Raw genomic sequence first — 26,970 nt, 5'->3', positions numbered from 1 at the left:
CTCCTGTGCCTTTAAGAATCCGGCTGCTCGGATTGTCAGCTTTAAAGCCAAACCTGGCGGAAACACTTACGTCCAACTGCCAAGCGACACCCGCTTTTTCAGCTTCCAACTTCAATCATCGATGACATATCCGTTGCCGCTGAAACAATGGCACGTCGCAACCATATGTGTCTGGGCGCGTCTTGCTGGCGCGCGTGCCACGCGAGGCTCATCGCGAAACTCCCAATATCGAGGGGCGGCGGTAACGATACGAAGCGCCTCATGTTGGCGGCCGCTCGTGCCAGGCTAGATGGCAGGGTCATGATGAGGTCGGAGCGAGCGGCGATCTCGACCGCCGCGAAGAAGTTCGGCACGCGCAGCTTCACCCGTCGTGTTCGCCCCATTCGCGCAAGCACCTCATCGACAGGTGCAGGTCCGACGCCCGTGACGCTTACCACGATATGCTCCAGCGCCAGAAAGCGGTCGAGAGTGAGTTTTCCGGCGAGCGCAGGGTGTTGTGCCCGCATGAGCGTCACGAGTTCCTCGTCATAGAGGCGGCGCCGGTGGATGCCGGCCGGCGCTTCGTCGATCAGCGCCACCATCGCATCCGCGGCGCCGTGCTCCAGCGCTTCGAACCCATTCGTGCCCTGCGCGGCAATATCCAGATCGAGCGAGGGTGCCTCGCCGGCTAGGCGGGCGAGCAAATGCGGCGCGAGCACGGCGGCCTGGAGATCGGGCATAAGAAGCCGAATTCGACCCGTGGCCGTCGCGGGATCGAACGCGTTCGCTTCCAGCATTTCTCCTACGCCTGCTAATATCCTGCGCAGCGCGGGCCGCACCTCTTCGGCACGGGAGCTAAGGACGTAGCCGCCTGGCCCATCGACCAGCAGCGCGTCCGAAAACAATGCGCGCAATCGTCCGAGCGCTCGACTAGCGGCCGGCTGGCTCATGCCGAGCCGGTGGGCGGCCCGGGTGACGTTCTTCTCATCCAGCAGCGCCTCAAGGGCTACCAACAGGTTGAGGTCGACCCGACGTAAATCCACTTCGCGCATACGAACCATATACGCCATGCATTGGACGCATGGAAGCCGGGCGCCTATTAATTCCTCTATCGAGCAAACTGACGGGGTGGCAATCATGTATGTTGTGCTTGGAGCAAGCGGGCGGGTCGGCGGCGAGGCAGCGCGCGCCCTCATCGAATGCGGCGCGGCCGTGCGTGTGGTCCTGCGTCGTCAGGAACAGGGTGAAAGGTGGGCAGCCCTCGGTGCGGAGGTGGCTGTCGCGAGCATTGAGGATGCCAATGCGATGGCCGATGCGCTGAAGGGCGCGTCAGGAGCGTTCCTACTCAATCCGCCGCCGCTGAAAGGTGATCCCTATGCACGCACGGAAATACTCGGCGCGGCATTGGCCGATGCAGCACGGCGGGCGCATCTGCCCAAGGCCGTCGTCCTGTCGTCTATTGGAGCGCAGCATGCCTCTGGCACCGGTGTAATCGCCACTTTGAACCGGTTCGAAGCGTTGCTCGGCGGCGTGGCACCTGCGACCACCTTCCTGCGGTCAGGCTATTTTATCGAGACATGGAGCGAAGTGGCAGAAACTGTCATCTCGGAAAGTGTCCTGCCGACCTTTCTCGACCCCGCTCAGAAGGTCCCCATGGTGAGCGCTATGGATGTCGGGCATGCAGCGGCAGCCCTACTCTGCGAGGAGTGGGCCGGTAATCGGATCGTGGAGCTGGGCGGACCGAAAGACTGGAGCGCCGGCGATGTGGCAGCGGCCTTTGCCGAAGTTCTCGGCCGGCCGATAAAATCGTTACTCGTTCCGTCGGAACAGCGCGCCGCACTTCTATCCCAAGAAGGCGTCCCCGCCGAGGTAGCGAACGCGCTTCTCGGCATGTATGTGGGAATCGCCAATGGGCTGTTTATGCGCCAGAATGAAAGCGAACATCGGCGCGGCGCGACCTCTCTGACGGAGGCTCTGGAGCGTGTTGTGTCGCTTGGCATTTAAATTGAGGATGAACCTGTTTAAGTGCCAAACGACAGGGCAAAAACCGCTAGGTGGGCCAAAAGCTGGCGATATACGCCGCCCGCGCGGAAATCGCGAGATCCCGGCAAAACTTCTCCGGCTTCTGCATGTCAAATTCAATGTGAACCCGTGTGGATGCTCACGGGGAAGGAAGCCCGTACAATCAGGACACCGTCGATCTGTATCACCAGGTCATGGGGGCGGTTGACGCTTTCATCGCAAGGGAAAACTGTCGGGTGGAACCGGACAAGCGCTTGAAGCTCATCCGGTTCCTGATCGACTACGCCGAACAACACGGCGAATTCACAGAGGAAATTGCAGAAAAACATTTGAGGTCAGCGATATTGGTAAATCGAGCTTCGAAGAGCAGATAATGCAGGGCGTATACGTGCTTGGTTGCCAGCGCGATCAACTGGCATCCGAAAAGCGGAAGTTGGCAAGGCAATTGCGCTATGCCCAGCATTCGGCCCGGCTCACGAGCCTTTCAAAGCAATACGATTTCGGGATGGTCTTCTTCGCAGCAATGGGGGCCGTTTCACTTATCCTGTCTGATGTAAACAGCTCCTCGGATGCCTGGCTGTTTACGACGGAGTTTTTCGTTGATGCTGGTCGCGTGTGGCAGTGCGCTGAAAGGCCGAAAGATGGTCAGCCGGACGGAAGTTATTCAACCCACTTTGATGGGTTGAATAACTTCAAGAAACGCGTTAATTGAACCATTGAAAGGGTCAATTAATGCGCTTAACGCTCCAAGCCCATTTTGATGGTGAGTGGCATCACGCCGCGACGCTAGAACTGAAGGACGACGCGGCCGGCTTTCAGGGCGCGTCCGTTGTCGACTACGATCTCGACTATTTCATCACTGTGGCATCGGCGGAGTTTGCTGCCGGAAAGACAGTCCGTGACCATCGCGCCCTGTCAGTCCGCTATCCCGTTGACCTCGAAAATCGATATAGCCGCAGTTGGCCGCCGTTCCTCTTGGATCTCATGCCCCAAGGCCATGCGAGGCGAAAGCTTGCCGAGCACCTCGGCCTTGCGGAAGGCTCGCGCGCTTCTGATCTCTCGCTGCTTATGCGATCGGCGACGGGCGGCATAGGCAATATCCGGATCAAAGAAGCGGCGGACGCCGAAGCGGAACGGCTGCGCGGTGTTGAGCGCCAAGGGGTTACAGAGGCGGAAATCCTTGTGCGCTCGGATCGCTTCATGGAAGTCGTCGATCGCTTTGGTATGCTCGCCTCCGGCTCAAGCGGCCTGCAAGGCGAATGGCCGAAGGTCTCGATGACCCAGGCGGATGACGGGCTCTATTATCCCGACAGCTTCGTGACCGATGACGAGGCCGTGCGCCACGTCATCGTCAAGCTGGTACGCAGCAATGAGCCCGTGGACCGCCTGATTCTCGAAGGCGAAGCTCTCTATTCGCGCATCGCTCGAGAGATCGATCTGAATGTCAGCGATCCTTCTATCTATGCTGAAGGTGTCCTGATCATTCCCCGTTTCGACCGGAAAAAGAGACAAGGCGGCGGAACCCTCCGGCTGGGGCAGGAAAGCCTCGTGTCAGCGATCGGCGTTGCCGATTTCGGCTATGTCGGCACGCACGAAGCCTACATCCACGTTCTGCGCCAATATTCGGCCGATCCCTTCTCGGACGTTGTGGAATACCTGAAGCGGGACATCGCCAACTTGGCGCTCGGCAATCCCGACAATCATGGCCGCAATTCCGCACTCAGCAAACACCAAGACGGCACGATCCGCCTGTCTCCACTCTTTGATTTCGCACCAATGCGGCTTGCCAAGGAGGGAATCGTTCGCTCCACCCGATGGGCCATGATGCGTGACGGCGGTCGCGATCATCTTCCCGATTGGAAGCAGATTTGCGCCGAACTGATGCCTGATCCTGATGAGCAGAAAGCGCTCGCGGCTACGCTTTTCGAGTTTGCCGAACATCTGCGCCAGGCTCCGACCATGGCGAAAGATTTGGAGGCGTCGTCGGACATTGTGGACCGCGCGATGGGACGTTGCATGGCGATAACAGATAGCGTTCTGGAGGCATTCCTGTGATTCCGAAGGACAGCTAAATGGCTCGTTGGAAGAAACCCACGAAAGAAGAGGTACTTGAAAACCGTAGAACGCTGGCCGAGCGTGCTCGAACCGGCGACCTAAGGCTGCCTGGTGCTGTGGCAGAGATCCGTAAAGGGTTCGGGATGACACAGGAGGAGTTTGCCAAGACGCTGTCGCTTACCAGACGCCAAGTTGCGGAGATCGAAGCAGGCACGGCAAACCCAACGCTCGAAACATTGGAAAAGATAGGCCGATTATTCGGATTCGGAATTGGTTTTGTACCCAAACGCGGTTGAACCAAGCACTCAGCTGAGCAGCCAGACAGCATTCTCAGCGCATCACAAACGGAAAACCGGGGAATGGACCCTGTAATTAGAATTTGGCACTAACCACTTCACGGCGACTTCCTTTGCTGCAGAGGATTCTGGACCTTCTGGAAATAGCTCCGCTTGAAAGAGCTCATCCTGCGTTGTGACGATATTCTCGATCTCTAAGCTAGCCTTGGCTTCTTGCAACGCAAGCTTATCGATTAAGATGCCCTGATTTGGTATTGCAGCCGCTCGCCCCTTCAACTCGGCGAGCGACCTATTCACAGAAGCTAGTGTCTTCAACACCTCGATCGTCTCTAGGTCGGCGAGCTTATGGAGATGAGGCAAGGAGGAGGTCGGGAAAACTCCAAGCGAGCAATTTGTCTCGCCTTCACCCATGGTCAGCTTACCAATAGTTCAATGGCGATCAAGTTCAAGATTCTATACTTCCCGATCGGGAAGACTTTCCAGTTGGATACAACTCCTTCCCTTCGGTAAGTTTTCATGGATTCTCGAAAATTCTTCCCGTACGGTAAGCCTAACAAAAGGAGAGCGCATGATGATCCATTCGGCCGCAGAATTCGGCGCAGTGGTTCGAGAACACAGAAAAAAGCAGGGCTGGACACAGACCCAGCTTGCGGAGCGCTGCGGGACGGGTGAACGCTTCATCGTCGATCTGGAGAACGGCAAGCCCAGCTGTCAGCTCGAGAAATCCCTCATCGCGGCCCGAACGGTCGGCATCGATCTCGGCGACCTGAAAACCGCAGCACCGCCTGCTGCCACGGAAGCCGATGGCGATCTCGGCTATCTGCCCCGTTTCTCCTGATCAGGCGTTGCCGTGACCACGATCTTCTACGAGAGTTTGCCCGTTTGCCAATCTCATCGACCGCGATGGGATTTCGCTCGCCTATGAGCAAAGCTGGGAACAACGTGCTTCGGCCTTCCCGATCTCGCTGACCATGCCCTTGCGATCCGGCACATATGGTGCTGAGCAGGTTGTGTCCTGGCTTGCCAATCTTCTTCCGGAAAACACACCTCTCCGAGATCGGTCAGCAGTTGAAGGTCTCGCCTCAGGACATTGTTGGTCTTCTCACGCGCCTTGGCCGCGATACCGACGGAGCCTTTTCGATAAGCAGGTTGACCAGTCGCTCCCACAACAGATCGCGACAAAGAGCAATGCCGACGAACTTCACGGCAATGACTGGCGGCAATTCGCATCGGCCGTCGGCCTCAGCCCTGCTGTCGTGACAAAACGGATAAGGGAGCTCTCCGACAGGGTTGCTTCAAAGCTCGAAGAGGCACTGGGGGAGACAGAGCGCTATCCCTCTTTTCGTCGAGACTTCGGGGCGAACCTCGTGTTTCTCATTCGCGAGAGGTGCCAGCGGATCGGACGACAGGGTGTCGGGTAGTCCGTATTCGCCCCGCCCCGTGCTTTGACGTTGATTGGAGACAAGACAGAGGGTGGGCTGATCTCGATGGCTCCCAAAAGCCATGCCGCCCGCGTGCTGGGGTGGAATCGGAATTTTCCGAAGCAGTGGTAAAAAAACAGGTTGCTTAGTCGTTGTCGATGAAAGGTCTGGTGATCAATCGCAAACACGGCATTTGGGACGCGCGACCTGGCTAGCGGCGGCGTCAGCGCCATACTCAGGAACGTTAACAACAACTATTTAGTGCATTATCTATTCGGTTACTGAAAATAATTACACAAAAATGCGCCCCGGATTCGTTGAGTAATTTCCGTCTCAAAATGGGAATAAATTCGGAAACTTCGGTTTACTATTGTTTTTCAATTTGCCTCTTCCGGCGTCGGGGCGCGAGCGGGCTCGCGCAAGTCGAACAGAGCGACCCAATGAATGGCGGAGAGGGGGGGATTCGAACCCCCGATGCCCTTGCAGGCATGCCGCATTTCGAGTGCGGTGCATTCAACCACTCTGCCACCTCTCCGCGGTGCTGGTTGGCGCATGTTTCGCGCGGGCTGTCTCATAGCGACCAAAAGGCAGGCTGGCAAGACGAAATTGTAAAGCTTTTCATCCTTTTGCCTTGACAGATTTTAGACACTCGCGTATCCCGCTCACGCACTAGGCATGGAGAAGTCCGTGCCTTGCCATCCCCGCGCCCGGCGCGGGGTTTCACCGGCAGACAGAGTTCCGGGCGAACGCCCTGAAATCCCTGCTTAACTTCGACTGATAAGAAGACAGCCACCTGCGGTTTGCGGGGAGAGCTGGATCGAACATGAAAGGATCAAAAAATGTTCGCAGTCATCAAGACCGGCGGTAAGCAGTACCGTGTGGCAGCAAACGACGTGCTGACCATCGAGAAGCTTGAAGCAACCGCTGGCGACTCCATCGAATTCACCGAAGTCCTCGTAATCGGCGAAGGCGCCGACGCTGCGATTGGTGCTCCCTTCGTCAAGGGCGCTTCCGTCAAGGCCGAAGTGGTCGAGCACAATCGCGGCAAGAAGGTCATCGCCTTCAAGAAGCGCCGCCGTCAGAACTCGAAGCGTTCGCGCGGCCATCGCCAGCACCATACGGTCGTCCGCATCACGGACATCGTGGCTGCCAAGTAAGATTACGGGACTAAAGGTTTAAAGGAGAACTCCAATGGCACATAAGAAAGCTGGCGGTTCGTCGCGTAACGGTCGTGATTCCGAATCCAAGCGCCTTGGCGTGAAGAAGTTCGGCGGCGAAGCCGTCATCGCAGGCAACATCATCGTGCGTCAGCGCGGTACGCAGTGGCATCCGGGCGCCAATGTCGGCCTCGGGAAGGACCACACCATTTTTGCGCTTACGGCAGGCAATGTGGACTACCGAACGAAGGCCAATGGTCGCGTGTACGTGTCTGTAATGCCGAAAGCGGAAGCAGCGGAATAAGCCGGTAGCGCTCAAAAACAGCCGGCGTCTCATCGACCCGGCTGACCGTACCAGGTTCAGTCCAGAAAACAGGGGAGATGGGGCGCCATCTCCCCTTTTTCTTTGTCCATGAGGAGGACTGAACATGCAAGGCGAACTGATAAGGGTTGACCAATCACGGTCACCCCAAGAACGGCTGAGGCCGGAGCGGTTAAGGACCGATTGCCCTGTCTTGTTATCGGAAAGGCTCGTCATGCGCGCGCCCCACGAGGAAGACATTGACGCCCTTTCCCATCTCGCCAACAACGCCAAAGTCGCCACAATGGTATCGCGTATGCCGCACCCATATACCGCCAATGATGCCGCCGACTTCGTGCGTCGGACGAAGAATGGCGAGATTGGCAAGTGCGTCTACGCCATCACCAAAGCTGAAAACGGCGCCTTCATGGGGTGCTGCGGAGTTGAGCCGCATGCAGACGGGCGGACTGTCGAAATCGGCTATTGGCTCGGTGAACCCTACTGGAACCAAGGCTATACGACCGAAGCGTGCCACGCTCTGGTCGACATGGTCTTTCGCACGCGCGAAAACGTCGATCAAATCGATGCCCGTTGCCGGGTGATGAACATCGCATCGCGGCGGGTTATCCAGAAGTGCGGCTTCCAGTTCCAGGGCTCAGGCCTTGCCGCATCTCTGGCACTCGGCAGCAACGTGCCTGTGGAATGGTACCGGCTCGACCGCAAGACCTGGATGTCGCTTAGAAGTTGGGGGAGCCTGTGATGAGCGCCGCCATCTTGCCGCGACCCAGGAGCGAGCAAGTGACGCCCGGCCCCGTGCCGGTCGTCACCACGCCCCGGCTGACGCTCCGCCCGCACAGGTTGGCCGATGCGAATGCGATTGCGGAATCGCTGGCCGATTTCGCAGTCACCCGCATGCTTGCCCGCGTGCCCGCGCCCTATGACAGGCAGGACGCGCTTGACTGGCTGGTTCCGGTGACCTCCGGCAGTCTGCCGGATTGGCACCTTGCGGTCACCGACGGCGACGACACCCATATCGGCGTCGTCTCCGTCGAGCTCCGCCACGGCCGCTGGCACCTTGGCTACTGGCTGAACCGCTACTTCTGGCGGCGCGGGTATATGAGCGAGGCTGTCGCAGCGGTGCTGGAGCGCTTCTCCCGGCGCATTCCGGACAGCGCTGTTCATTCGGGCGTGTTCGCGGACAATCCAGCCTCGCTGAGATTGCAGGAAAAGCTCGGTTTCCGGATGACCGGATGCACCGAAATCTACAGCTTCTCTCGCAACACCATGGTATCGCACGTCGAGACCGTGCTTCAGCCCGGCGCCTTGCAGATCACGAAGGCTGCCTGACCAGACAAGAACACCGCAGCCGCCGCTGCGGTGTTTTTCCTATCCGCCAATTTCGATCCAGAGAGGGAAATGGTCGGAGCCGACCGAAGCCGTATCCACATGAGCAGATTTCAGGCGGCCATGCAGGCCACAACTGACAAAGCAGTAATCGAGGTGCATTCGCTTGCCGTGATTTTTCGGGTCCACCCAGCTATAGCTCGCGGGCGTATAGCCTTCTAGCGCGGCCATCGCATCGACAGGTGTTCCAATCCGCGGCACTCGGTCGTAATAGCCGTCTTTCGTCCCGGCGAAAGAGCAGTATTCCGGAGATTCCGGCACCATGTTGAAATCGCCCAAGATGACGTAGTCTTCCGGAAGCGGCAGATCCGCAATCTCGAATTCACTGGCACCCGTCAGGCAACCGCCCTCGAATGGAAACGCATTGATGCGCTCGTTCAAATAGGCGAGCTGGCGGATACGCTCGTCGGGCGATACGTGATCGAGGTGAACGGAATAGACGCGAAGAGCGCCTTGAGGCGTATCGACGACGGCCTCGGTCGCCCCGCGCTGCAGATTGATTTTCGAAACTGTGCGGCTGCGCGGCAAGAGCAGGGTGCGCGTCGACAGGATCGGCCACCGCGAAATGATCATGTTGCCGAACTGGAAGCGCGTACCGCGGAGCGGGTAACCCTCTTCACCGGCGTCGACGTGCAGGTCGCAGGCCGGGCCATAGACCCAGAAATGGTTGGGAAAGAAGGCAGCAAGATCTGCCGCCATGTCGGAAAAATCGTTTCGCGCGAAGCCTCTGGTCACCTCCTGAAGCGCGATGATATCGGCGCCATCGAGATTGTTCGCGATACGGCCGAGATCATAAATCCCATCAAGACCGAAGCCGTACTGTATGTTATAGCTCGCAAACTTCACGATAATCTTTGACCTCAGCTTGAACCGGCTATATCGAAAGCGGCAGGATGGGGCGCGTAAAAAGCCACCGATGATGGAAGTAAAATGAAATTTCTCGACGAAGCAAAGGTCTATATTCGGTCCGGTGACGGCGGCGCAGGCAGCGTCTCGTTCCGGCGCGAGAAGTTCATCGAGTTCGGCGGACCGGACGGCGGCGATGGCGGACGCGGCGGCGATGTCTGGATTGAAGCCGTCAATGGCCTCAATACGCTTATCGACTTCCGCTACCAGCAGCATTTCAAGGCCAAGATCGGCATGCACGGCATGGGCAAAAACCGCACCGGCGCCAATGGAGAAGACGTAACTCTCAAGGTTCCGGTCGGAACACAGGTCCTGGAAGAAGACCAGGAAACGCTGATCTGCGACCTGACGGAAGAAGGACAGCGTTTCCGGCTTGCCGCAGGCGGCAACGGCGGCTTTGGGAATGCGCATTTCAAGTCTTCGGTCAATCAGGCGCCGGATTGGGCAAATCCCGGATTGCCTGGCGAGGAAAAGACGATCTGGCTGCATCTGAAGCTGATTGCAGACGCCGGGCTCGTCGGTCTGCCCAATGCCGGCAAGTCCACTTTCCTGGCGGCAGTCACCCGCGCGCGGCCAAAGATCGCCAACTATCCCTTCACCACGCTGCACCCGAACCTCGGCGTGGCAACGATCGACGGACAGGAGTTCATTCTTGCAGACATCCCTGGCCTGATCGAGGGCGCGCACGAGGGGATCGGCATCGGCGACCGTTTCCTCGGCCATGTCGAGCGTACGCGCGTGCTGCTGCATCTGGTCTCGGCGCAGGAGGAAAAGGTCGGCAAAGCCTATACGACGGTGAAGAACGAGCTTGAGGCCTATGGAAACGAACTGACCGACAAACCGGAAATCGTTGCGCTCTCGCAGATCGACGTGCTCGACGATGCGACGCTGAAGAGGAAGACGAAGGAGCTTGCCAAGGCTTGCGGAAAGACGCCGTTCCAGATTTCGGCCGCAACCGGGAAGGGCATGACCGAGGTTCTGCGAGCCCTGCGCGACATCATTGTCGAGGCGAATGCGGGCGGCGAAAAGCCGGCCAAAGCGCCCAAGCTGCGGCATCGCGACATGATTACGAGCGATGAGGACAGAATGGATGACGACGCGTAAGCCGCTCGATCGCTACCGCCGCATCGTCATCAAGATCGGCTCAGCACTCCTCGTCGACCGCAAGAGCGGGCTCAAAAGCGCGTGGCTCCATGCAATGTGCGCCGATATCGCCGCACTGAAGGCAAGAGGCGCGGATGTGCTTGTGGTCTCGTCGGGCGCAATCGCGCTCGGCCGCTCGGTGCTGGATCTGCCTTCCGGTGCACTGAAACTGGAGGAAAGCCAGGCGGCCGCAGCTGTCGGCCAGATTTCGCTGGCGCGTGCCTGGTCGGAAAGCCTATCGCGGGATCAGATCGTGGCGGGCCAGATCCTGCTGACGCTCGGCGACACTGAAGAACGTCGCCGCTATTTGAATGCCCGTGCCACGATCAACCAGTTGCTCAAGATCGGCGCCGTTCCGATCATCAATGAGAACGACACCGTCGCAACCAGCGAAATCCGGTACGGCGACAATGATCGCCTCGCAGCTCGTGTCGCAACGATGACCGGCGCCGACCTCTTGATCCTTCTATCCGATATCGATGGGCTTTATACGGCGCCGCCGCACCTCGATCCCGCGGCTAAGTTCCTTGAGACGATCGCCGAAATCACTCCGGAGATCGAAGCCATGGCAGGCGGCGCTGCTTCCGAGCTGTCGCGCGGCGGCATGCGCACGAAAATCGACGCCGGCAAGATCGCGACGACGTCGGGCTGCGCCATGATCATTGCTTCCGGCAAAACGGATAGCCCGCTATCGGCGATCTTGAATGGCGCACGGTCCTCCTGGTTCGCACCCTCCGGCACCCCCGTGACCGCGCGCAAGACCTGGATCGCAGGTCAGTTGCAGCCAGCTGGAGAACTGCATGTCGACGACGGCGCCGTGACGGCGCTCGGTGCGGGCAAGAGCCTGCTTCCCGCTGGCGTTCGCAAGGTGGTCGGACTTTTTAGCCGGGGTGACACCGTGGCAATTATTGGCCCTTCCGGGCGCGAGATCGCCCGCGGCCTCGTCAGCTACGACGCAGAAGACGCCCGCAGGATCGTTGGCCGCAAGTCCGCCGAGATCGAAGCGATCCTCGGCTACCCCGGCCGCACCGCTATGATCCATCGAGACGATATGGTGTTGACGTCACAGGCAAATTCGAAATCAGAAAGACAGAAGAAGGACGCGGCCCATGCTTGAGACTGTTGTGCAAGGCCCTGACATTGACACGCTGATGAACGACATCGGCCGCAAGGCTAGGGCCGCCGCACGACCGTTAGGCTTTGCGTCCACCGAAGCCAAGAACAGGGCGCTGAACGCAATGGCCGACGCGATCCTCGCAAGCAAGGAGCGCATCCTTGCCGAAAACGCCAAGGATCTGCACGATGTCGCCGGCACCGATATGCTTGCTTCCTTCATCGATCGCCTGACACTGAACGATCAGCGCATCACCGAAATGGCCGAAGGCATCCGCGCCATTGCTGCGCTGAAAGATCCGGTCGGAGAAGTGATCGCTTCCTGGGATCGGCCGAACGGACTGAAGATCGAGCGGGTCCGCACACCTCTCGGCGTCATCGGCGTCATCTTCGAAAGCCGGCCGAACGTGACGGCAGATGCCGGTGCGCTTTGCCTGAAGGCAGGCAATGCTGTGATCTTGCGGTGCGGTTCGGACTCGCGCCGTTCATCGCAGGCAATCCATGCCTGCCTCGTCGAAGGACTGAAGGTAGCAGATCTTCCGCGGCATGCCATACAGCTTGTTCCGGTTTCGGACCGTGCCGCCGTTGGCGCCATGCTGCGAGGCCTGGAAGGGGCGATCGACGTCATCGTGCCACGTGGCGGAAAGAGCCTTGTCGCCCGCGTGCAGAACGAGGCCCGCGTGCCAGTTTTTGCCCACCTCGAGGGCCTTTGCCACATCTATGTAGACAAGTCTGCCGATATCGAAATGGCAAAGAGGATCATCGTCAATGCCAAAATGCGCCGCACAGGCATCTGCGGGGCCGTGGAAACCCTGCTTGTCGACGGCGCTGCAATCGGCACGCATCTGACACCGCTTCTCGAAATGCTGGCGAGGGCCGGCTGTGAAATCCGCGCATCCGCCACGGTGTTGAAGGTTGCCCCGGGCTTGAAGCCAGCGACCGAGGAGGATTGGTCGACCGAATATCTCGATGCCGTCATTTCCGTTGCCGTTGTTGACGGTATTTCGGGCGCGATCGCGCATATCCAAAAGTATTCGTCGAACCACACGGAAGCCGTGATCGCGGAAGATCCGGCCGTCGTCGAGCGATTTTTCACCGAGATCGATTCGGCCATCCTGCTGCATAACGCTTCCACACAATTCGCCGACGGCGGCGAGTTTGGCATGGGTGCGGAAATCGGAATTGCGACGGGCAAGATGCATGCCCGCGGTCCTGTTGGCGTCGAGCAGCTCACTTCCTTCAAATATCGCGTGCGCGGCACCGGACAAACGCGGTCCTGACGTGACGACAGACGAAGTAGACCGTCGCTACCTTCGCATGCCGCACATCGAGCGCGGCATGGTCGTCGGGCTTTTCGGCGGATCCTTCAATCCACCGCATCAGGGGCATGCGCTGGTTGCGGAGATCGCCATACGGCGCCTCGGCCTCGATCAACTGTGGTGGATGGTTACACCCGGCAACCCGCTGAAGAACCGCAATCATCTTGCGCCGCTTGCCGAGCGGATCGCGCTCAGCGAAGCGATCACAACCGATCCGCATATCAAGGTGACTGCATTCGAACAGGCCTTCGGAGTTAGTTACACGGCAACCACACTCGCCAGGGTAAAGGCACGCAATCCCAACATCCACTTCATCTGGATCATGGGTGCCGACAGCCTTCAAACCTTCCACAAATGGCAAAAGTGGCAAGTGATTGCGCGCACCTTCCCGATCGCCGTCATCGATCGCCCCGGTGCGACGCTTTCCTATCTATCGTCGAAAATGGCAAAGACCTTCGATTTCGCGCGTATCGACGAGGACGATGCCCGCGCGCTCTGGAAAAAATCCGCGCCTGCCTGGACCTTTATTCATGGCCCGCGCTCGGCATTGAGTTCGACTGCAATTCGCAAAGCGGCTGAGTAGCGGCAGTTTCAGCAAGGCTGACAAATGAAAAGCCCGACGGGGGAGGATCCGTCGGGCTTTATAAACTTGATCGACAGCTGGGAGGAGGAGTGCTGCCGACCGGATATCTAACGGCTTTGGGAGGAGGAGATCGCCGTTTCGATAAGTATGTTTTATCATAATTTCGAAAAACTGGAATATCGTATATTGCATTGCAGCAATGCGATCAGCGCAAGTCTCAATGATTGCCATCCTGCGTGTTGCCGCTTTTTGAGGCATTGCGGACGGTCTGCGGGCCGCAGAACGCGACAACACCACGAAGTAGGACAAGGCCCGCGGCAGCGCGTCAGGTCGTAGCGCAGGCTGGTCCGCGGATGTTTTCGGGATTGGACAGCAGACGCGACACGGCAGGGCAGTTATTTCGCCCGACGCGTTCTCCGGATGCCGGAGCAATCGGGTCTGGACTTGCTTCCGAACCGCCTTCGAATCGTCTCCGCCTAGTTTACCTCGGTACTTCGGCCCTCGCGGCTCGGAGCACGTGCCGGGTCTTTTCCGCGTGACCACTGCTTGCCGAAAAACTTAACGAGCTGTCGCATAGGGACTTGCGCTGGATGGATCCAACCGTCCCGAGAACGCGCAAAAGCGGGGATTTTTGGCATATAAGCAGGATTTTTATTCTTTGGGATACGTACAATTCGAACAAAAGAAGCAATCAATCGTATATTGCTGGAGCCTAATATGTCCTCCTGGGCTACTTGGAACTGGGGGATAAGAATGGGTGAATTTCTCAAACGGCATTTCGATCGGCTTATTCGGGACGAGGGCGGCAACTTCACAATCCTGACTGCGGCTGCAATCGTTCCCTTACTGGGGGCGGCCTCCATCGCGATCGACTTCGTCAACGCCAGATTCGAAGCTGACAAGTTGCAAGAGGCGCTGGACAGCGCCACGCTTGCGGCGGTGCGCCTTTACGGCGAAGGCTACAGTGAGGCGGAAGCCACTCAATTGGCGAACGAGATGTTCTTCGGCAATTACCAAACGGCGGGTATTGTCAATGAGGCCAACGATGCAATGACCCCGGCAGAGGAACCTCCGTCCCTGCAGATCGCCTATTCAATGGCGGGACAGCAGGTATTTGCGACGGCTAACTATGCAGTCGACTACGACCCGGTATTCCTCACTCGATTATCGTTCCCCATCTCCCGCCGCAGCAGCACCGCTTACCAAGCGGGCAATGAAGCCTGCATTCTGGCGCTCAGCCCGACAGCAGATCGCGCCTTCGAGGTTACAGGTAGTTCGAAGGTCGACACCTCGAATTGCGCGATCACCGCGAACTCGCACAGCAACGAAGCCATCTATGTCGGCGGATCTGGAAGCCTGAAGACGGAATGTCTTTATACGCCAGGCAAGGTCGCGGCCTCGCCGTACAAAATCGATCTCGAATGCGACAAGCCTTATGAGGGAACGGCAGCGGCCCTTGACCCGTTCAGGTTCAAAACGATGCCGAAAGCAGGGACCTTGGCCAAGAACAACGCCTCCGGCGAACTGGAGCCAGGGACGTACAAGGGTCTGCAAGTCAAGGGCAATGTGACGCTGCAACCCGGTGACTACATCATCAACGGGGGCAAGCTGAGTTTCGGAAGCCAGTCGGTCGTCACTGGCGAAGGGGTCACATTCTTCCTGCTCAACGGCGCTGAAATCGACATTCACGGCGGTTCGACCGTTAATGTCACCGCCCCGACATCTGGCCCATGGGCGGGTTTCGTTTTCGTCGCCGACCGCGATAACACGGCCTCCGCGGTGATCAATGGCAACAGCAACTCGAACATCAGCGGCATCATCTACATGCCAGCAGCCGAAGAAATCCAGTATTCCGGCAATGGTACGACGTCCGGCGACTGCGTCCGAATCATCGGCCAGAAAATAACCATGACCGGCAACAGCACTTTCAAGCTGGAGTGCAAGTCGGAACTGGCAAACAACGAGATTAATAATCCGGGTGCAGTCCAGCTTGTCCAATGAGGGTACAACGGACGGCGGCTTCATCTTTGGCGTCTTGTCACCGCACACTAGAGCCTGCCTGATCTTTCGCACTGCCCAGACGTGGTTGCGGATAAGGCCTTTCTCGGTGACGACACCGCTCACTTTACCATTGGTGATATCCAGGCCGCGTGCCGCGCAGTTCTGATGAACTGTCGCGCCATGACCAGCGCGGTCCTATGTGCCGCTGGTGCCTGGGCTTCTTCTTTCCTGCGCATGCATGCGGTTTCGCTGCCGCAGGCCAGCGTCCGTCAGACCGCCCTACGGACCGGTCCTGCACCGGATCTTGGCGGAGCAATCTACACGTCTGAGTGTGCCCTGACGCGCCGGATCGATGGCAGCTACACGATAGCTATGCCCGACCGTTTCTGCCGATGTTCATCAAACGACGCAAGGCCGTCGAGATCGGCATCCGGTCGCTCGTTCTTTCAGGGCCCGGAAACACTTGGTCGCTGGCATCTCGACAGGCCGACCCCCTTTGAGCGCATCCGCGTCCTCGATCCCGCTCCGGACATGCGGATGATGGCGACTATAATGGCACGGATAAAAGCCCTGTTCCCCGCTGTTGCCGATGCCGGCGTCGTGTCCTCCTGGGGTGGATATGTCGATTCCACACCAGACGCCATACCCGTGATTTCGCCAGTGGAGAGCATCGGCGGTGTGTTCGTCGCCGCAGGCTGTTCCGGACACGGCTTCGGCGCCGGCCCTGGCATTGGCCATCTGGCGGCGGATCTGGTAGCGGGCGACGCGGCAAGTGTCGATCCAGATCCATTCCGCCTGTCGCGCTTCACGGACAGATCGAAAATTGTAATTGGCGCCATCTGATGCAGTTTTCCCGCGTCGCGACGGCAAAGAGCGCTGAGCGATTGCGGGTCTGGCCGCATATCTGCAGGCTCAAGCGATCTGGACGGTTTCGTGGCCGATCTGGCCGATGCGGTCGCACAGGTGCATCGCCGGCAGCTCGCACGGCAGGAACCTGAGGGTCGCGGATGCGTGCGGGATGACGGGCGAGACTATTTGCGATCTTCGTGGCGACTATGCCTCGGTCCTTCGGCACATCACGGCTCGGCATTGCAGCCCAAGACCTGGAGAGCGACGTCCGGGAAGCCGGGGTTACTGGAAGAAACACTGCTAGTCTAAACCTCTGCCGGAAGCCGCAGGAGTGGATTCTCACGTGATGCCAGATTGATGAACTGCTGCAATAATCCCGTTTCGCCAACTCGGCTCCTTAGCAAAGAGATGGAAACCCTATGTCAATCCAAGATACAAGCTCTTCCGCCAAGCTGGCTTTCATCCATACGGTTTCCGGTCTTGTTTTCGAGTTCGAGGGCCTCGCCAAAGAACATTTTCCGAACTGGAAGCCGTTCGCGATCCTCGACGAGAGCCTCTTGAGAGATACCATTGAGCGCTGGTCGCTGTCCGATCTGACGAAACGAAGGCTCGCCATCTACATATGGTCGGCAGTCGACGCCGGGGCAGGTGCAGTTGTCGTCACATGCTCGACTCTCGGACCGGCAGTCGATGCCATTGCCCCGCTTTGCCCTGTTCCGCTGTTCCGTATTGATGAGGCATGGCCAAAGCCGCTGTCGAGCATGGACACCGCATAGGCGTCTTAGCAACCTTGTCTACGACGCTGGTGCCGACAGTGGATCTGCTGAGGCGCCAGGCATGCGATGCCGGTAAGGACGTAGCGATCGACCATGAGCTTATTGAGGGAGCCTTTCAACTCCTCGCCGGCGGAGATATCGAAGCCCATGACGCGCAAATCCGCCAAGTTCTCGAAGAGTTGTCGCAGAAGGTCGATGTGGTCGTTCTTGCGCAGGCCTCGATGGCTCGTGCAGTGAGCGGCACGGCTCACCGCGTTCCAGTTCTGACAAGCCCCGTACTTGGGGTTGAAAACGTGAAACGGCGTTTAGAGCAGCGATAGGTGGGAGAAGATGCCATTGCCGCCCATACTCGACTATCGATTGCCACAGCTGTAACGGGACTGATTAAGAGAGACAAAGCACCCAGATCGCGCTCATCAAAGTAGACGACTGGGAAGCGTGACGGATCTTTATGCCCTGATCGCGCTGGGTCAGACTGGCGAGGCTTTAAGTCGGGAATTCATTCAATGAGCCGTACAGCATGCGGCTCATTGAAGTGTGCCCAGGATGGCCACAGGGGAGGGAGGGTGTTCGGCCGAATTTGTAACCCTTCGTATCTGAAACGGGTCAGCATACTTTTAGATACCCTTCTCGCCACTCGTGGAAAATCCCCGATACAACTCCGCTTCATACAGCAAGCGAACATCATAGTTTGCAGAGCTGGAGACCGAGATGCCGAACAAAGCAGTGTCGCTCTTAGAGGTACGGAAAATATTAAACGAGTTCTGCGCTGAGAACGGCTTGTCTATAGGAAGCGCGATCGCCATCGATGCAGCAAAGCACCTCATCAAGATCACTGCCACAGACGTAACTTCTGCTATAATGGTCCGATCCTCACTGGATCACTGGATGGTAGAACGCACTGCGTTCGCAGCCTGAGAGATAGATCCAGCTCCCAACCTCATGTTCCAAGCGAAGAGTTACCGCTTGCGAAACGAGCTCCCAAGTTGGATCGCCACGGTGTCGGAAGCCTGTTTCGTGGGAGCAGGTGCGGCCAACGGCATGACTCTTTCACGATGACAACTTAATCGGGCCTGGTACTGGATCGCTATCGCGATTGAGTGGCGAAGCGCAGCTCCCAGTAAGGACCTGCGCCTTGCAAGTCGCAAGTTTTAACGGACCTTCCTGAAGGCCGCACGCAGCTCCTCTGCGAATATATCAGGCTGCTCCCAAGCCGCGAAATGCCCCCCATGATCAACCTGATGGTAATAGTTTATCGACGGATAAGCTTCCTTGCTCCAGCTCTCCGGCGCCTTGTAGATCTCTTTCGGGAAGACGGTGATACCAACGGGAATTTTGATATCCTTGGTCTTCTGAGCATCTGAGCTGAAGTTGTTGTTGTCGTTCTCCCAATAAAAGCGGGAGGCTGAAGCGCCACTGTTGGTCAGCCAATAAAGGGTAATGTCATTGAGCATTTCGTCTTTGGTGAGCACGCGTTCCGGCTCTCCGTCGCTGTCGCTCCATTGCACGAACTTCTCGTAGACAAAGGATGCAAGACCGGCCGGGGAATCAGACAGCGAGTACCCGATCGTTTGGGGCCGCGTGACCATCATTGCTCCATACGCAGCATTTCTGCCGAAGAATTCGCTTAGAGAATTGTAGGCATCTCGCTCCAATGGCGACAGATTGGCCGGCGCAGGCTCGCCACCATTGATACGCTTCATGAGCGAACCAGGCACGGTAGCCGGCATATTCAGATGGATCCCGAGGAGCCCCTCCGGTGCTTGCCGAGCCAGTGCATCGGAGATCACCGAACCATGGTCGCCGCCTTGAGAAACATAGCGAGTGTAGCCAAGGCGCTTCACCAGCGTATCCCAGGCTCGCGCGACGCGATCGGGCCCCCAACCCAAGTCTGTCGGATGGCCTGAGAAACCGTATCCGGGGATTGAAGGAATGATCACGTCAAATGCATCTTCCGCCTTGCCGCCATATGCGGTCGGGTCAGTTAACGGACCTATGACCTTTATAAACTCGAAAATCGAGCCCGGCCACCCGTGCGTCAAGACCACAGGAAGAGCGTTAGGATGGCGGGAGCGGACATGCGTAAACTGTATGTCTACACCGTCGATCGTTGTGACGAATTGCGGCAAAGCATTGAGCTGATCCTCAGCCTTTCGCCAATCATAGTTGCTACCCCAGTAGTGGACGAGTTCTCGAACCCGTTCCAGCTGAATTCCCTGAGAGATGTCCCCAACAGTCTCCTTATCCGGCCAACGCGTGTTCAAAATCCTATTCTTCAGATCATTGATTTGCGCTTGCTCGACATGGATCCGAAATGGCCGAATGCTTTCATCTGCGGTTGAGTTGTCGACTTGGTCTTTGAGGCCACTGTCAGCCGCCAGGACAGGTTGAAAGTTGGCCACGGAAACAAGCATCGTCGATCCAAGGGCCAGAGCAGCTCGTCGGCCCCATCTTCCGATGTGTGCAGCTTGATTCATAGTTATCTCCTTCGCATTTCGTTCCGCGACTATTTCGCGCCAAGAACAAGTAGATGCCGATCGTATCCCGGCTGTTTCTTAGGGCCTGCTGCTGCGTCACGAAGTGTTTGCTTCCCGAGCCCCGAAACGTGCAGATACAAATGTTGCCAGTGCTGGTTACTGATGCCAGCTTTGCCAGCCTGAAAGCGCGAGCGGCTGGGCGATCGCTCAACCCCCGCCAGCGCCGCCTTTAGATTGTGCTTCCGCGCCCCTAACACTGTGGACTTGCTAACAACCATCCACCGGTCGGAATCGTGGCGGCGAATTCTTCTGCCTCGTCCAGAACAAGGAGTGCGTCGGTCCAAGCACAAGATGCGCCGGGAGGTCATCGCCGCCCGGCTCAAGGGCAACCACCGTGAGCCCAGATGTCCTACTTCGGCCCGAAAAACCTCGGGGAATTCGCCCAACGGCCTTTTAGCTGATTGACAAGCGGCAGATCGGGGCGTCCCGGCACGACCCCCAATCGAGGAAAGGTTGAATATGGGGTCTGAGCGCTTACTCCTTATCCGAGGCTCTGCTCAAGGGCCTCGAAAGTGACCACACCGAGCACTATTGACCAGGTCGTCGCATACTTGGCTCTTGGCGTGTCAAGGTCTCCAGGTCTTTGTTGAGTAAGCTCAGCTACGGGGTGAGAATGGCCCGTGGCTCGAGCATGCCGTCGAGACCGTAGGCGCCGATTTCTCTGCCAATGCCGGATTGTTTGAAGCCGCCGAACGGTGCTCGCGGATCGTGGGGGGCGCCGTTGACCACAACGCGGCCAGCAATCAACCTTTCGGAAAATTGCCTGGCACGGTGCAGGTCAGATCCCAGCACATAGGCCTGTAGCCCGTAATCGCTGTCGTTGGCGATTTTGACGGCTTCGTCCTCATCCGCATAGGCGATCAGGCACAACACGGGACCAAATATTTCTTCACGAGCAATCCTCATATCGTTCGTCACGTCCGCGAAAATAGTCGGTCGAGCGAACCATCCTTTTTCGAAGCCCGCGGGTCGGCCAGTCCCGCCTGTAAGAAAGGTGGCTCCTTGTTCGGCGCCTAGGCGAATGTAGGTTTGAATTCTCTCCCACTGAGCGCGGCTTGCAAGCGGCCCAATCCGAACCTCGGGGTCGCGAGGGTCACCGACTTTCAGCCTTTCGGCTTCTATCCTCAGCCTCTCCGAAATCTCGACTAGTCGAGACCGTGGCGCCAGGATTCGGCTTCCCGCAACACAGGCCTGACCGCTATTTGCGAAACCGGACATCAACGCGATAGGGATCGCCTCTTCAAGGTCGGCATCTGACAGAATGATTGTTGGCGCCTTGCCTCCCAGTTCCAGAACCACTCTCTTGATTCCGTCGATGGCTGCGTGCTGAATGATTTTCGCTGCCTGCGTGGAGCCGGTGAAGCTGATAGTTGCTACATCCGGATCGTTCGTAAGCGCCGCGCCGACGACCGGGCCTGTTCCGTTGACAATGTTGAGAACGCCTGCAGGGAGGCCAGCCTGATGCAGCCGTTTAGCAAGCACTTCGGTTTGAAAGGCACTCTGTTCAGCCGGTTTGATGACCAGGGGTGAACCGGAACCGATCGCATGAGCGAGCTTGGTGGCGATAAATCCGAAGTTGCTGTTCCAAGGCGTGATAGCGGCGAGCACCCCGCGCGGGAGCATCCTTACCGTGCTTTTACCAACAACTCGTTCAAAGTCGTAGGCAGCCACGGTTTCTGCCATGACATCGAAGATCGATGCCGTGTTCTGCACTGAAAACTCGGTGAAGTAAGCGGGAGCTCCGTACTCCTCTGTCATGGCTTGAACAAGCTCATCGGGCCTCGCTGCGATCACATCGCGAAGGCTCCTGAGCATATCAATGCGCTCTTGCGTCGTTGATGCCGCTAAAGCGGGAAAAGCTTGCTTAGCGGCCTCCACCGCAGCCTTTGCGTCTTCCGCATTCCCAAGCCGCACGTCGCCAATTTTCTCTTCGGTGGCCGGGTTGATGAGCTCTGACCGCTCATTGCCCTTCGGCACCACGAATTCGCCGTTGATGTAGACATGTTCGATTGATCGCATTGATCGGGCCTCAATAAGGTATGGTTCGGGATTTGGCTGGCCCCAAGGCCGCCAGGGGCAGATCGAATGTTGCGCGCTATCATTGCCGAAGGAGAGACAGCATCTCCTCGGCTTGTGTCTCTTCTGTTTCGGGTCGGACGCAAAACGAAAGCTCGTGTGGCAACCGTCGACACGGTTGAAACAGAACCCCCGATGAAATCTTGCTTAATGCACTCCTTTGGAGGGACGTGCGTCGATCGCCCTCAAGCTGATGCGCCTAATGTAGCTTTTGCCTATTATGCTGATAAGCAGACCAAACCTGCACGAGCTGATAAGGGAACAAGGACAATGATGCGCGGATCACTTGCGGAGCTTGAGGCGGTGGTCGCGGTTGCCGCACGCGGCGGCTTTCGCGCAGCCGCCCGCGACCTGGGTATCTCCTCCTCCGCACTAAGCCAGCAGATCGGCGCGTTGGAGACCCGCATCGGTGTGCGGCTCTTCAATCGGTCCACCCGCAGCGTAGTGCTGTCAGCAGCTGGCGAGCGGTTCGTTTCGGAGATTACACCGGCGCTGGCTGCGATCCGGAGTGCCATGGCCCATGCCGACGAGCATCGAGTTGAGCCGACGGGTACGCTACGCTTAAACAGCTCGATCGGCGCTACCAGAATGATCCTTGCCCCCGTCGTGATCGAGTACATGCGCCGCTATCCGCAAGTGGCGGTGGAGATTGTAACGGAGGATGCGCTTGTTGATATCAACGCGCAGGGCTTTGATGCTGGAATCCGGATCCGTGAGACCGTGCCGCCGGATATGGTGGTTGTACCGATCAGCGACAGCATCCGCCCTGCGATTGTCTGCGCACCGGAATACTTGAAGAACTACGGAGAACCGGAAGTCCCCGCCGATCTTCAGGCTCATCAGTGCATCCGGGCTCGCATGGCCAATGGCGCCTTATATAGCTGGGAATTCGAGCGCAGGGGGCAGACCTTCAGCATAACCGTCCACGGCAAGCTGACGCTCGACGACAGCGACCTGATACTTCGCGCCGCGAGAGAAGGGGTGGGACTGGCCTATCTGAACGAGTGGCAGGTTTCTGAAGACCTTGCGAATGGTCGCCTTCAGAAAGTCCTCGAAGATTGGACGGCTCCCTATCCAGGCCTTTGCCTCTACTATCCGGGCCGCCGTCACATACCCGCGAAGCTACGCAGTTTCGTCGAACTCATCAGAGAGGTCAGACGGGAGTAGGCTCCATCGCTGCCCGCGAGAGATAGGAAAGGAACGGCTCCTGCCACGTGGATGAGCCGATCTGCGACGGCGTCTAATTAGACGTTACGCCATCCGCTTGGCCGGCAAGGGCGAGGGCGCAAGCTTGATATCCTGCGCGCCGTCGTCGCTGCGCGCAAAACCATCGCGCCCGCCGGAGGTGTGGGTTCTGCCGGCTCAAAGGACATTCTCAATCTCGGTCATGGCAGACTCCTTTCGTTCCGCCGCCAACAGCGGCGCTCTCTGACAAGATTGTTCTGACCGATCGGCAAATCCGGCATGTTTGCCAAAACGCCGAATGTGTATCGAAGCGTCGCCGGTGACCACCCGCTGGCGCCCGCATTGTCCAAAACACGAGGCTGGCCCGATCAGCGGAAAGTCACCTCAGCCGCCAGCCCCCCACCTTGCCGATTATAGAGGCGCACAGAGCCGCCGATCGTTCCCGCAAGCTGCTGGGCGATCGCAAGTCCAAGACCTGTTCCGCCTGTGTCACGGTTGCGCGATGTCTCAATCCGGAAGAAGGGTTGCATGGCGCTATCCAGCATATCGTCAGGGATGCCCGGGCCGCGATCCAGCACGGTAACGACGACATCGCCCTCGCCACTCCGCTCGACGGCGATCTCGGCGCTACCGGCGAACTTGATGGCGTTATCTATAAAGTTCGTCAGTATCCGTCGCAGCGCGTGCGGTTTGGTCGACGCCGTGCCCTGGATAACGCCGAGAACGGTTACGGCTTTTCCGGTGTCCTGGTAGTCGTAGGCGATGCTGTCGATGAAGGAGGCAAGATCGATCCGAGAGGTCTTTTCGCCGTTGCCGTGCGAGCTGCGCGCGTAGGCAATGCCGTCCTGCACCAGCCGCTCGATCTCCCGCAGGTCGCTGACCAGCTTTTCCTTCTCCGGCGTATCGTCAGCCATATCGGCGCGCAGCCGCATACGGGTGATCGGTGTCTGCAGGTCGTGCGAGATCGCCGCGAGAATCTGTACACGCTCCTCCAGATAATGCGCGATCCGGTCGCGCATCGCGTTGAAGGCGCGGGCAGCGTGGGCGACTTCACTCGGCCCGCCGGCGCTCATCGGCGATCCCTTTTTGCTTGGATCGAGCGCCTCGGCCGCTGCGGCAAGCGCGCTCAGGGGGCGGATGGCCTGGCGCACCGCAAACCAAGTGCACAGAACCAAAAGCGCCATTTGCGCGGCGAAGACATAGGGCAGCCACTCGGCCAACGGCATGACGCCGCGCGGGGTGACATCGATCGTCAATGGCGCGCCGTCGGACAACGTCAAGTGGGCCTGAAGCCTCTTGCCATCACCCGGGATGGATTCGACCCTGAGCGGAAACTTGTGGCCGGCCGCCTCCTCTATTCTTTCCGCGATCTCAGCGCCCCGGCCGGACATGTCGGAAACACCCGGAAGGCCGGGACCGAGAACAAGGCGATAATTGCCGCGGCTCAGCCGATCGACCCAATCGGCTCTCTCGTTGGCGGGAAGGCGATCAACGACGGCGATCGACGTCGCCAGATCGCTCTCCAGCGTGCCGAGCATGACGGCCTTGGCCGACATATAGCGTTCGGCAAAGAGGATGCTGAACGACAGGCCATAGGCAATGGCGAGACCGGCGAACAGGATCAGAAAGAGCCGGGACCGCAACGAGCCCGGCCACCAGCCGATGCGACGGCTGCCCTCTCTCATGCCCTCGGCTCCGAAATCTCGACCGGAACCGAAAAAACATAGCCTTCAGCGCGCACCGTCTTGATGTAGGTCGGCTCGCGTGCATCGTCGCCCAGCCGCTGGCGCACGCGGCTCACCAGGAGATCGATTGACCGGTCGAACAGCTCCGCATCGCGACCCTGCGTGAGATTGAGCAGCTGGTCACGATTGAGGACGCGTTGGGGATGATCGATGAAGACCCTGAGCAGCCGATATTCGGCGCCGCTCAAGGCGATCTCCGTTCCCTCCTTGTCGAGCAGATGACGTCCGACCGTATCAAGGCGCCAGTCACCGAAGCTCAAAAGCCGACCGGCCTCGCTGATCTGCAGGTTGGGCGGCAGCATCCGGGTCCGACGCAGCACAGCCTTGATCCGTGCGAGAAGCTCGCGTGCCGCGAAGGGTTTCGGCAGATAATCGTCGGCACCCATTTCCAGTCCGATGATCCGGTCCATCTCGTCGTCGCGCGCCGTCAGCATGAGCACGGGCGTAGCTTTGTGCTTACCGGCCCGCAGCTCGCGGCACAGGACCAGGCCGTCATCGCCCGGCATCATCACGTCGAGCACGATCAGATCGACCGTGTTCCCCTCCAGAAAGGTTCTCATCTGCCGCCCGTCGGCCGCCACGGTTGCGCGCAAGCCATTCTTTTTCAGGTAGTTCGAGACCAGTTCTCGGATTTCTCGGTCGTCGTCGACGACAAGGATATGATCGATGTGTTCCATGGATGCTGCCTTCAACGTTCCGACACTCCTAAAAGACCCGCTACTGCGTAACCAACTGGCAGACTCACTAAAGATAACGGTTCGCCGGCCGCGGCAAGCTTAAAGCTTCGCAACGTCCAAAACGGCTTTGGCAAAAGCCTCAGGCGCTTCCTGCGGCAGATTGTGTCCGATGCCACCGCTGACATTGCGGTGTTCGTATTTGCCGGAAAACTTCGCCGCATAGGTCGACGGATCTGGATGTGGCGCGCCATTGGCATCACCTTCCATGGTGATCGTCGGCACGGTAATTACAGGAAATTTCGCAAGCCGGCTTTCATAGGCATCATATTTGGCTTCGCCCTCAGCCAGCGCAAGACGCCAGCGATAGTTATGGATGGTGATTGCCACATGATCCGGATTATCGAAGGCAGGCGCCGAGCGATTGAAGGTTTCGTCGCTGAACTTCCAGGTCGGCGATGCCGTCTGCCAGATCAGGCGGACAAAATCGAGAGTATTGGCGGCGTAACCGGCGCGGCCGCGTTCGGTGGCAAAATAAAACTGGTACCACCAGGACAGTTCCGCTTTCGGAGGGAGAGGCTTCTCGTTGATCTTCTGGCTGCCTATGAGGTAGCCGCTGACCGAAACCAGGGCTTTGCAACGTTCGGGCCAGAGAGCAGCCATGATGTCGGCGGTACGAGCGCCCCAGTCATAACCTGCAACTACGGCTTGTTTGACACCTAGTGCGTCAAGGAACGCAATCATGTCGGCCGCAAGTGCGGCTTGCTGGCCGTTGCGGGGTGTATCGCTCGATAGAAAACGGGTCGTGCCGTAACCGCGCAGATAGGGGATGAGCACGCGATACCCTGCCGAAACGAGAATCGGTGCAACATCGACATAGCTATAAATGTCATAGGGCCAACCGTGCAGGAGCAGGACAGCCGGGCCGTCCGCGGGGCCTGCTTCGGCGTAACCGACGCTGAGCACACCTGCGTCGATCTGTTTTAAAGGACCGAAGGATGTATGTCCCCCACTCTTGGCAGATGCCGAAGACGCGGCGGTGGTTTTGGCATTAGCCAGGCCCGTTGCGCCAAGTTCGACAGCTGCGACGGTCATGGCTGCGATACCGAAGAAACGGCGGCGCTGAAGGTCGATCTGGTGGGTAGTCATTGCTTTCTCTCCGATCCGTGTTGATACGATCGACAAGAAGCCTGGTTCATGTATCCCCGATGTGTCTTGAGACAATCGATTGTGAATAGTTCTGTAGCAAGGCCTTGCTCAGATACATTCTGATACGTTCCCTTGCTCCCCGCCACGAGGAAAAGCGTCACCGCGTTAAAAGCTGTCGTCCAAGCGCCTCTTCTACATTTCCATACAAATCCACTAGAGCCCGGACACATCCGAGATACGTCACGTCTCCAACCTGGCATCATTGCTGGTCGCGCCACA

Annotated in this window: 25 protein-coding genes, 1 tRNA gene and 2 pseudogenes; 18 read left to right on the top strand and 10 right to left on the bottom strand. The window is 58.4% G+C overall.

All coding sequences use genetic code 11. The features are described 5' to 3' along the window. Nucleotides 1–98: 98 nt before the first annotated feature. On the bottom strand, nt 99–1,031 hold the full coding sequence (locus tag EV130_RS18820) for a LysR family transcriptional regulator (protein ID WP_074063382.1): 933 nt from the start codon (nt 1,029–1,031) through the stop codon (nt 99–101). Between the two features lie 85 nt (nt 1,032–1,116). On the opposite strand from EV130_RS18820, the gene EV130_RS18815 reads away from it, so the two are divergent. The 4 genes from EV130_RS18815 (at nt 1,117) to EV130_RS18795 (ending at nt 4,352) form a co-directional block, all read left to right on the top strand. Further along, nucleotides 1,117–1,983, top strand: coding sequence for an NmrA family NAD(P)-binding protein (locus EV130_RS18815; RefSeq protein WP_074062924.1), 867 nt, complete (start codon nt 1,117–1,119; stop codon nt 1,981–1,983). A gap of 391 nt (nt 1,984–2,374) precedes the next feature. Continuing rightward, nucleotides 2,375–2,713, top strand: a complete 339-nt coding sequence (locus tag EV130_RS18805) for a hypothetical protein (protein ID WP_237358517.1) — start codon at nt 2,375–2,377, stop codon at nt 2,711–2,713. A gap of 20 nt (nt 2,714–2,733) precedes the next feature. Next, nucleotides 2,734–4,056, top strand: a complete 1,323-nt coding sequence (locus EV130_RS18800) for a type II toxin-antitoxin system HipA family toxin (protein ID WP_074062925.1) — start codon at nt 2,734–2,736, stop codon at nt 4,054–4,056. A 17-nt stretch (nt 4,057–4,073) separates the two neighbouring features. Then, complete coding sequence (locus EV130_RS18795; RefSeq protein WP_074062926.1) at nt 4,074–4,352, top strand: helix-turn-helix transcriptional regulator; 279 nt, start codon at nt 4,074–4,076, stop codon at nt 4,350–4,352. A gap of 42 nt (nt 4,353–4,394) precedes the next feature. On the opposite strand, the gene EV130_RS18790 is transcribed toward EV130_RS18795, so the two are convergent. After that, the gene (locus tag EV130_RS18790; RefSeq protein WP_245520077.1) at nt 4,395–4,763 is read right to left on the bottom strand and encodes a Fic/DOC family N-terminal domain-containing protein; all 369 of its coding nucleotides are present in this window, start codon (nt 4,761–4,763) and stop codon (nt 4,395–4,397) included. Between the two features lie 160 nt (nt 4,764–4,923). On the opposite strand from EV130_RS18790, the gene EV130_RS18785 reads away from it, so the two are divergent. Further along, entirely contained in the window at nt 4,924–5,190 is a 267-nt protein-coding gene (locus EV130_RS18785) for a helix-turn-helix domain-containing protein (RefSeq protein ID WP_074063383.1), read from the top strand. Nucleotides 5,191–5,245: 55 nt separating this feature from the next. Continuing rightward, nucleotides 5,246–5,773, top strand: coding sequence for a HipA N-terminal domain-containing protein (locus tag EV130_RS18780; protein ID WP_342635853.1), 528 nt, complete (start codon nt 5,246–5,248; stop codon nt 5,771–5,773). A 445-nt stretch (nt 5,774–6,218) separates the two neighbouring features. Here EV130_RS18780 and EV130_RS18775 read toward each other — a convergent pair. Beyond that, a tRNA-Ser gene (locus tag EV130_RS18775) sits at nt 6,219–6,308 on the bottom strand. Nucleotides 6,309–6,612: 304 nt separating this feature from the next. Here EV130_RS18775 and rplU point away from each other — a divergent pair. The 4 genes from rplU (at nt 6,613) to EV130_RS18755 (ending at nt 8,578) form a co-directional block, all read left to right on the top strand. Further along, nucleotides 6,613–6,930, top strand: a complete 318-nt coding sequence (gene rplU, locus EV130_RS18770) for a 50S ribosomal protein L21 (RefSeq protein WP_039846498.1) — start codon at nt 6,613–6,615, stop codon at nt 6,928–6,930. A 34-nt stretch (nt 6,931–6,964) separates the two neighbouring features. Beyond that, nucleotides 6,965–7,234, top strand: a complete 270-nt coding sequence (gene rpmA / locus EV130_RS18765; RefSeq protein WP_022717527.1) for a 50S ribosomal protein L27 — start codon at nt 6,965–6,967, stop codon at nt 7,232–7,234. A gap of 124 nt (nt 7,235–7,358) precedes the next feature. Further along, the gene (locus EV130_RS18760; protein ID WP_028740006.1) at nt 7,359–7,991 is read left to right on the top strand and encodes a GNAT family N-acetyltransferase; all 633 of its coding nucleotides are present in this window, start codon (nt 7,359–7,361) and stop codon (nt 7,989–7,991) included. After that, complete coding sequence (locus tag EV130_RS18755) at nt 7,991–8,578, top strand: GNAT family N-acetyltransferase (RefSeq protein ID WP_132661088.1); 588 nt, start codon at nt 7,991–7,993, stop codon at nt 8,576–8,578. The genes EV130_RS18760 and EV130_RS18755 overlap by 1 nt, the downstream gene beginning before the upstream one ends. Before the next feature lie 39 nt (nt 8,579–8,617). Here the strand turns inward: EV130_RS18755 and EV130_RS18750 are convergent, their stop codons facing one another. After that, nucleotides 8,618–9,481, bottom strand: coding sequence for an endonuclease/exonuclease/phosphatase family protein (locus EV130_RS18750; RefSeq protein ID WP_074062929.1), 864 nt, complete (start codon nt 9,479–9,481; stop codon nt 8,618–8,620). A gap of 84 nt (nt 9,482–9,565) precedes the next feature. On the opposite strand from EV130_RS18750, the gene obgE reads away from it, so the two are divergent. From obgE to EV130_RS18715, 7 genes and pseudogenes are all read left to right on the top strand, one after another. Further along, complete coding sequence (gene obgE, locus EV130_RS18745) at nt 9,566–10,645, top strand: GTPase ObgE (protein WP_074062930.1); 1,080 nt, start codon at nt 9,566–9,568, stop codon at nt 10,643–10,645. Beyond that, nucleotides 10,632–11,801, top strand: coding sequence for a glutamate 5-kinase (proB, locus tag EV130_RS18740; RefSeq protein ID WP_074062931.1), 1,170 nt, complete (start codon nt 10,632–10,634; stop codon nt 11,799–11,801). The genes obgE and proB overlap by 14 nt, the downstream gene beginning before the upstream one ends. After that, nucleotides 11,794–13,077, top strand: coding sequence for a glutamate-5-semialdehyde dehydrogenase (locus EV130_RS18735; RefSeq protein ID WP_074062932.1), 1,284 nt, complete (start codon nt 11,794–11,796; stop codon nt 13,075–13,077). The genes proB and EV130_RS18735 overlap by 8 nt, the downstream gene beginning before the upstream one ends. A gap of 37 nt (nt 13,078–13,114) precedes the next feature. Next, a complete protein-coding gene (locus EV130_RS18730) occupies nt 13,115–13,699 on the top strand; it encodes a nicotinate-nucleotide adenylyltransferase (protein ID WP_237358567.1) in 585 nt (194 codons plus the stop codon). Between the two features lie 753 nt (nt 13,700–14,452). Then, a complete protein-coding gene (locus EV130_RS18725; RefSeq protein WP_132552267.1) occupies nt 14,453–15,700 on the top strand; it encodes a TadE/TadG family type IV pilus assembly protein in 1,248 nt (415 codons plus the stop codon). 165 nt (nt 15,701–15,865) lie between these two features. Further along, nucleotides 15,866–16,543, top strand: coding sequence for an FAD-dependent oxidoreductase (locus EV130_RS18720; RefSeq protein WP_132552266.1), 678 nt, complete (start codon nt 15,866–15,868; stop codon nt 16,541–16,543). A 425-nt stretch (nt 16,544–16,968) separates the two neighbouring features. Continuing rightward, nucleotides 16,969–17,645: pseudogene (locus EV130_RS18715) on the top strand (aspartate/glutamate racemase family protein). Nucleotides 17,646–18,476: 831 nt separating this feature from the next. Here EV130_RS18715 and EV130_RS18705 read toward each other — a convergent pair. Then, nucleotides 18,477–19,802, bottom strand: coding sequence for an epoxide hydrolase family protein (locus EV130_RS18705; protein WP_074062936.1), 1,326 nt, complete (start codon nt 19,800–19,802; stop codon nt 18,477–18,479). A 660-nt stretch (nt 19,803–20,462) separates the two neighbouring features. Beyond that, nucleotides 20,463–21,881, bottom strand: coding sequence for an aldehyde dehydrogenase family protein (locus tag EV130_RS18700; RefSeq protein ID WP_074062937.1), 1,419 nt, complete (start codon nt 21,879–21,881; stop codon nt 20,463–20,465). 330 nt (nt 21,882–22,211) lie between these two features. Between EV130_RS18700 and EV130_RS18695 the strand changes: the two genes are divergently transcribed. Further along, complete coding sequence (locus EV130_RS18695; RefSeq protein WP_132552352.1) at nt 22,212–23,105, top strand: LysR family transcriptional regulator; 894 nt, start codon at nt 22,212–22,214, stop codon at nt 23,103–23,105. Between the two features lie 114 nt (nt 23,106–23,219). On the opposite strand, the pseudogene EV130_RS33420 reads toward EV130_RS18695, so the two are convergent. The 4 genes and pseudogenes from EV130_RS33420 to EV130_RS18680 all read right to left on the bottom strand — a co-directional run. Continuing rightward, nucleotides 23,220–23,327: pseudogene (locus EV130_RS33420) on the bottom strand (peroxiredoxin); the annotation flags it as partial. A 164-nt stretch (nt 23,328–23,491) separates the two neighbouring features. Continuing rightward, nucleotides 23,492–24,808, bottom strand: coding sequence for a sensor histidine kinase (locus tag EV130_RS18690; RefSeq protein WP_074062938.1), 1,317 nt, complete (start codon nt 24,806–24,808; stop codon nt 23,492–23,494). Continuing rightward, nucleotides 24,805–25,545: a response regulator gene (locus EV130_RS18685; RefSeq protein WP_074062939.1), complete on the bottom strand. Its 741-nt coding sequence runs from the start codon at nt 25,543–25,545 to the stop codon at nt 24,805–24,807. Before EV130_RS18685 ends, EV130_RS18690 begins: the two co-directional genes overlap by 4 nt. Before the next feature lie 99 nt (nt 25,546–25,644). Beyond that, entirely contained in the window at nt 25,645–26,691 is a 1,047-nt protein-coding gene (locus EV130_RS18680) for an alpha/beta fold hydrolase (RefSeq protein WP_074062940.1), read from the bottom strand. Nucleotides 26,692–26,970 lie beyond the last annotated feature (279 nt).

The organism is Rhizobium azibense (genome assembly GCF_004342325.1).
In the GTDB taxonomy this organism is placed as follows: Bacteria; Pseudomonadota; Alphaproteobacteria; order Rhizobiales; family Rhizobiaceae; genus Rhizobium; species Rhizobium etli_B.
Note: the sequence above shows the minus strand (reverse complement) of the source record. Positions and strands in the feature narration are given on the sequence as shown.

Bases quoted from the DNA above. Each gene is read 5' to 3' on its own strand.
- EV130_RS18685 (WP_074062939.1), bottom strand. From the start codon at position 25,545: ATGGAACACATCGATCATATCCTTGTCGTCGACGACGACCGAGAAATC.
- EV130_RS18690 (WP_074062938.1), bottom strand. From the start codon at position 24,808: ATGAGAGAGGGCAGCCGTCGCATCGGCTGGTGGCCGGGCTCGTTGCGG.
- obgE (WP_074062930.1), top strand. From the start codon at position 9,566: ATGAAATTTCTCGACGAAGCAAAGGTCTATATTCGGTCCGGTGACGGC.
- EV130_RS18725 (WP_132552267.1), top strand. From the start codon at position 14,453: ATGGGTGAATTTCTCAAACGGCATTTCGATCGGCTTATTCGGGACGAG.
- EV130_RS18805 (WP_237358517.1), top strand. From the start codon at position 2,375: ATGCAGGGCGTATACGTGCTTGGTTGCCAGCGCGATCAACTGGCATCC.
- EV130_RS18790 (WP_245520077.1), bottom strand. From the start codon at position 4,763: ATGGGTGAAGGCGAGACAAATTGCTCGCTTGGAGTTTTCCCGACCTCC.
- EV130_RS18700 (WP_074062937.1), bottom strand. From the start codon at position 21,881: ATGCGATCAATCGAACATGTCTACATCAACGGCGAATTCGTGGTGCCG.
- EV130_RS18815 (WP_074062924.1), top strand. From the start codon at position 1,117: ATGTATGTTGTGCTTGGAGCAAGCGGGCGGGTCGGCGGCGAGGCAGCG.
- EV130_RS18755 (WP_132661088.1), top strand. From the start codon at position 7,991: ATGAGCGCCGCCATCTTGCCGCGACCCAGGAGCGAGCAAGTGACGCCC.
- EV130_RS18730 (WP_237358567.1), top strand. From the start codon at position 13,115: ATGCCGCACATCGAGCGCGGCATGGTCGTCGGGCTTTTCGGCGGATCC.
- EV130_RS18680 (WP_074062940.1), bottom strand. From the start codon at position 26,691: ATGACTACCCACCAGATCGACCTTCAGCGCCGCCGTTTCTTCGGTATC.
- EV130_RS18760 (WP_028740006.1), top strand. From the start codon at position 7,359: ATGCAAGGCGAACTGATAAGGGTTGACCAATCACGGTCACCCCAAGAA.
- rpmA (WP_022717527.1), top strand. From the start codon at position 6,965: ATGGCACATAAGAAAGCTGGCGGTTCGTCGCGTAACGGTCGTGATTCC.
- EV130_RS18800 (WP_074062925.1), top strand. From the start codon at position 2,734: ATGCGCTTAACGCTCCAAGCCCATTTTGATGGTGAGTGGCATCACGCC.
- EV130_RS18705 (WP_074062936.1), bottom strand. From the start codon at position 19,802: ATGAATCAAGCTGCACACATCGGAAGATGGGGCCGACGAGCTGCTCTG.
- EV130_RS18735 (WP_074062932.1), top strand. From the start codon at position 11,794: ATGCTTGAGACTGTTGTGCAAGGCCCTGACATTGACACGCTGATGAAC.
- EV130_RS18785 (WP_074063383.1), top strand. From the start codon at position 4,924: ATGATCCATTCGGCCGCAGAATTCGGCGCAGTGGTTCGAGAACACAGA.
- rplU (WP_039846498.1), top strand. From the start codon at position 6,613: ATGTTCGCAGTCATCAAGACCGGCGGTAAGCAGTACCGTGTGGCAGCA.
- EV130_RS18720 (WP_132552266.1), top strand. From the start codon at position 15,866: ATGAACTGTCGCGCCATGACCAGCGCGGTCCTATGTGCCGCTGGTGCC.
- EV130_RS18820 (WP_074063382.1), bottom strand. From the start codon at position 1,031: ATGCGCGAAGTGGATTTACGTCGGGTCGACCTCAACCTGTTGGTAGCC.
- EV130_RS18795 (WP_074062926.1), top strand. From the start codon at position 4,074: ATGGCTCGTTGGAAGAAACCCACGAAAGAAGAGGTACTTGAAAACCGT.
- proB (WP_074062931.1), top strand. From the start codon at position 10,632: ATGACGACGCGTAAGCCGCTCGATCGCTACCGCCGCATCGTCATCAAG.
- EV130_RS18695 (WP_132552352.1), top strand. From the start codon at position 22,212: ATGCGCGGATCACTTGCGGAGCTTGAGGCGGTGGTCGCGGTTGCCGCA.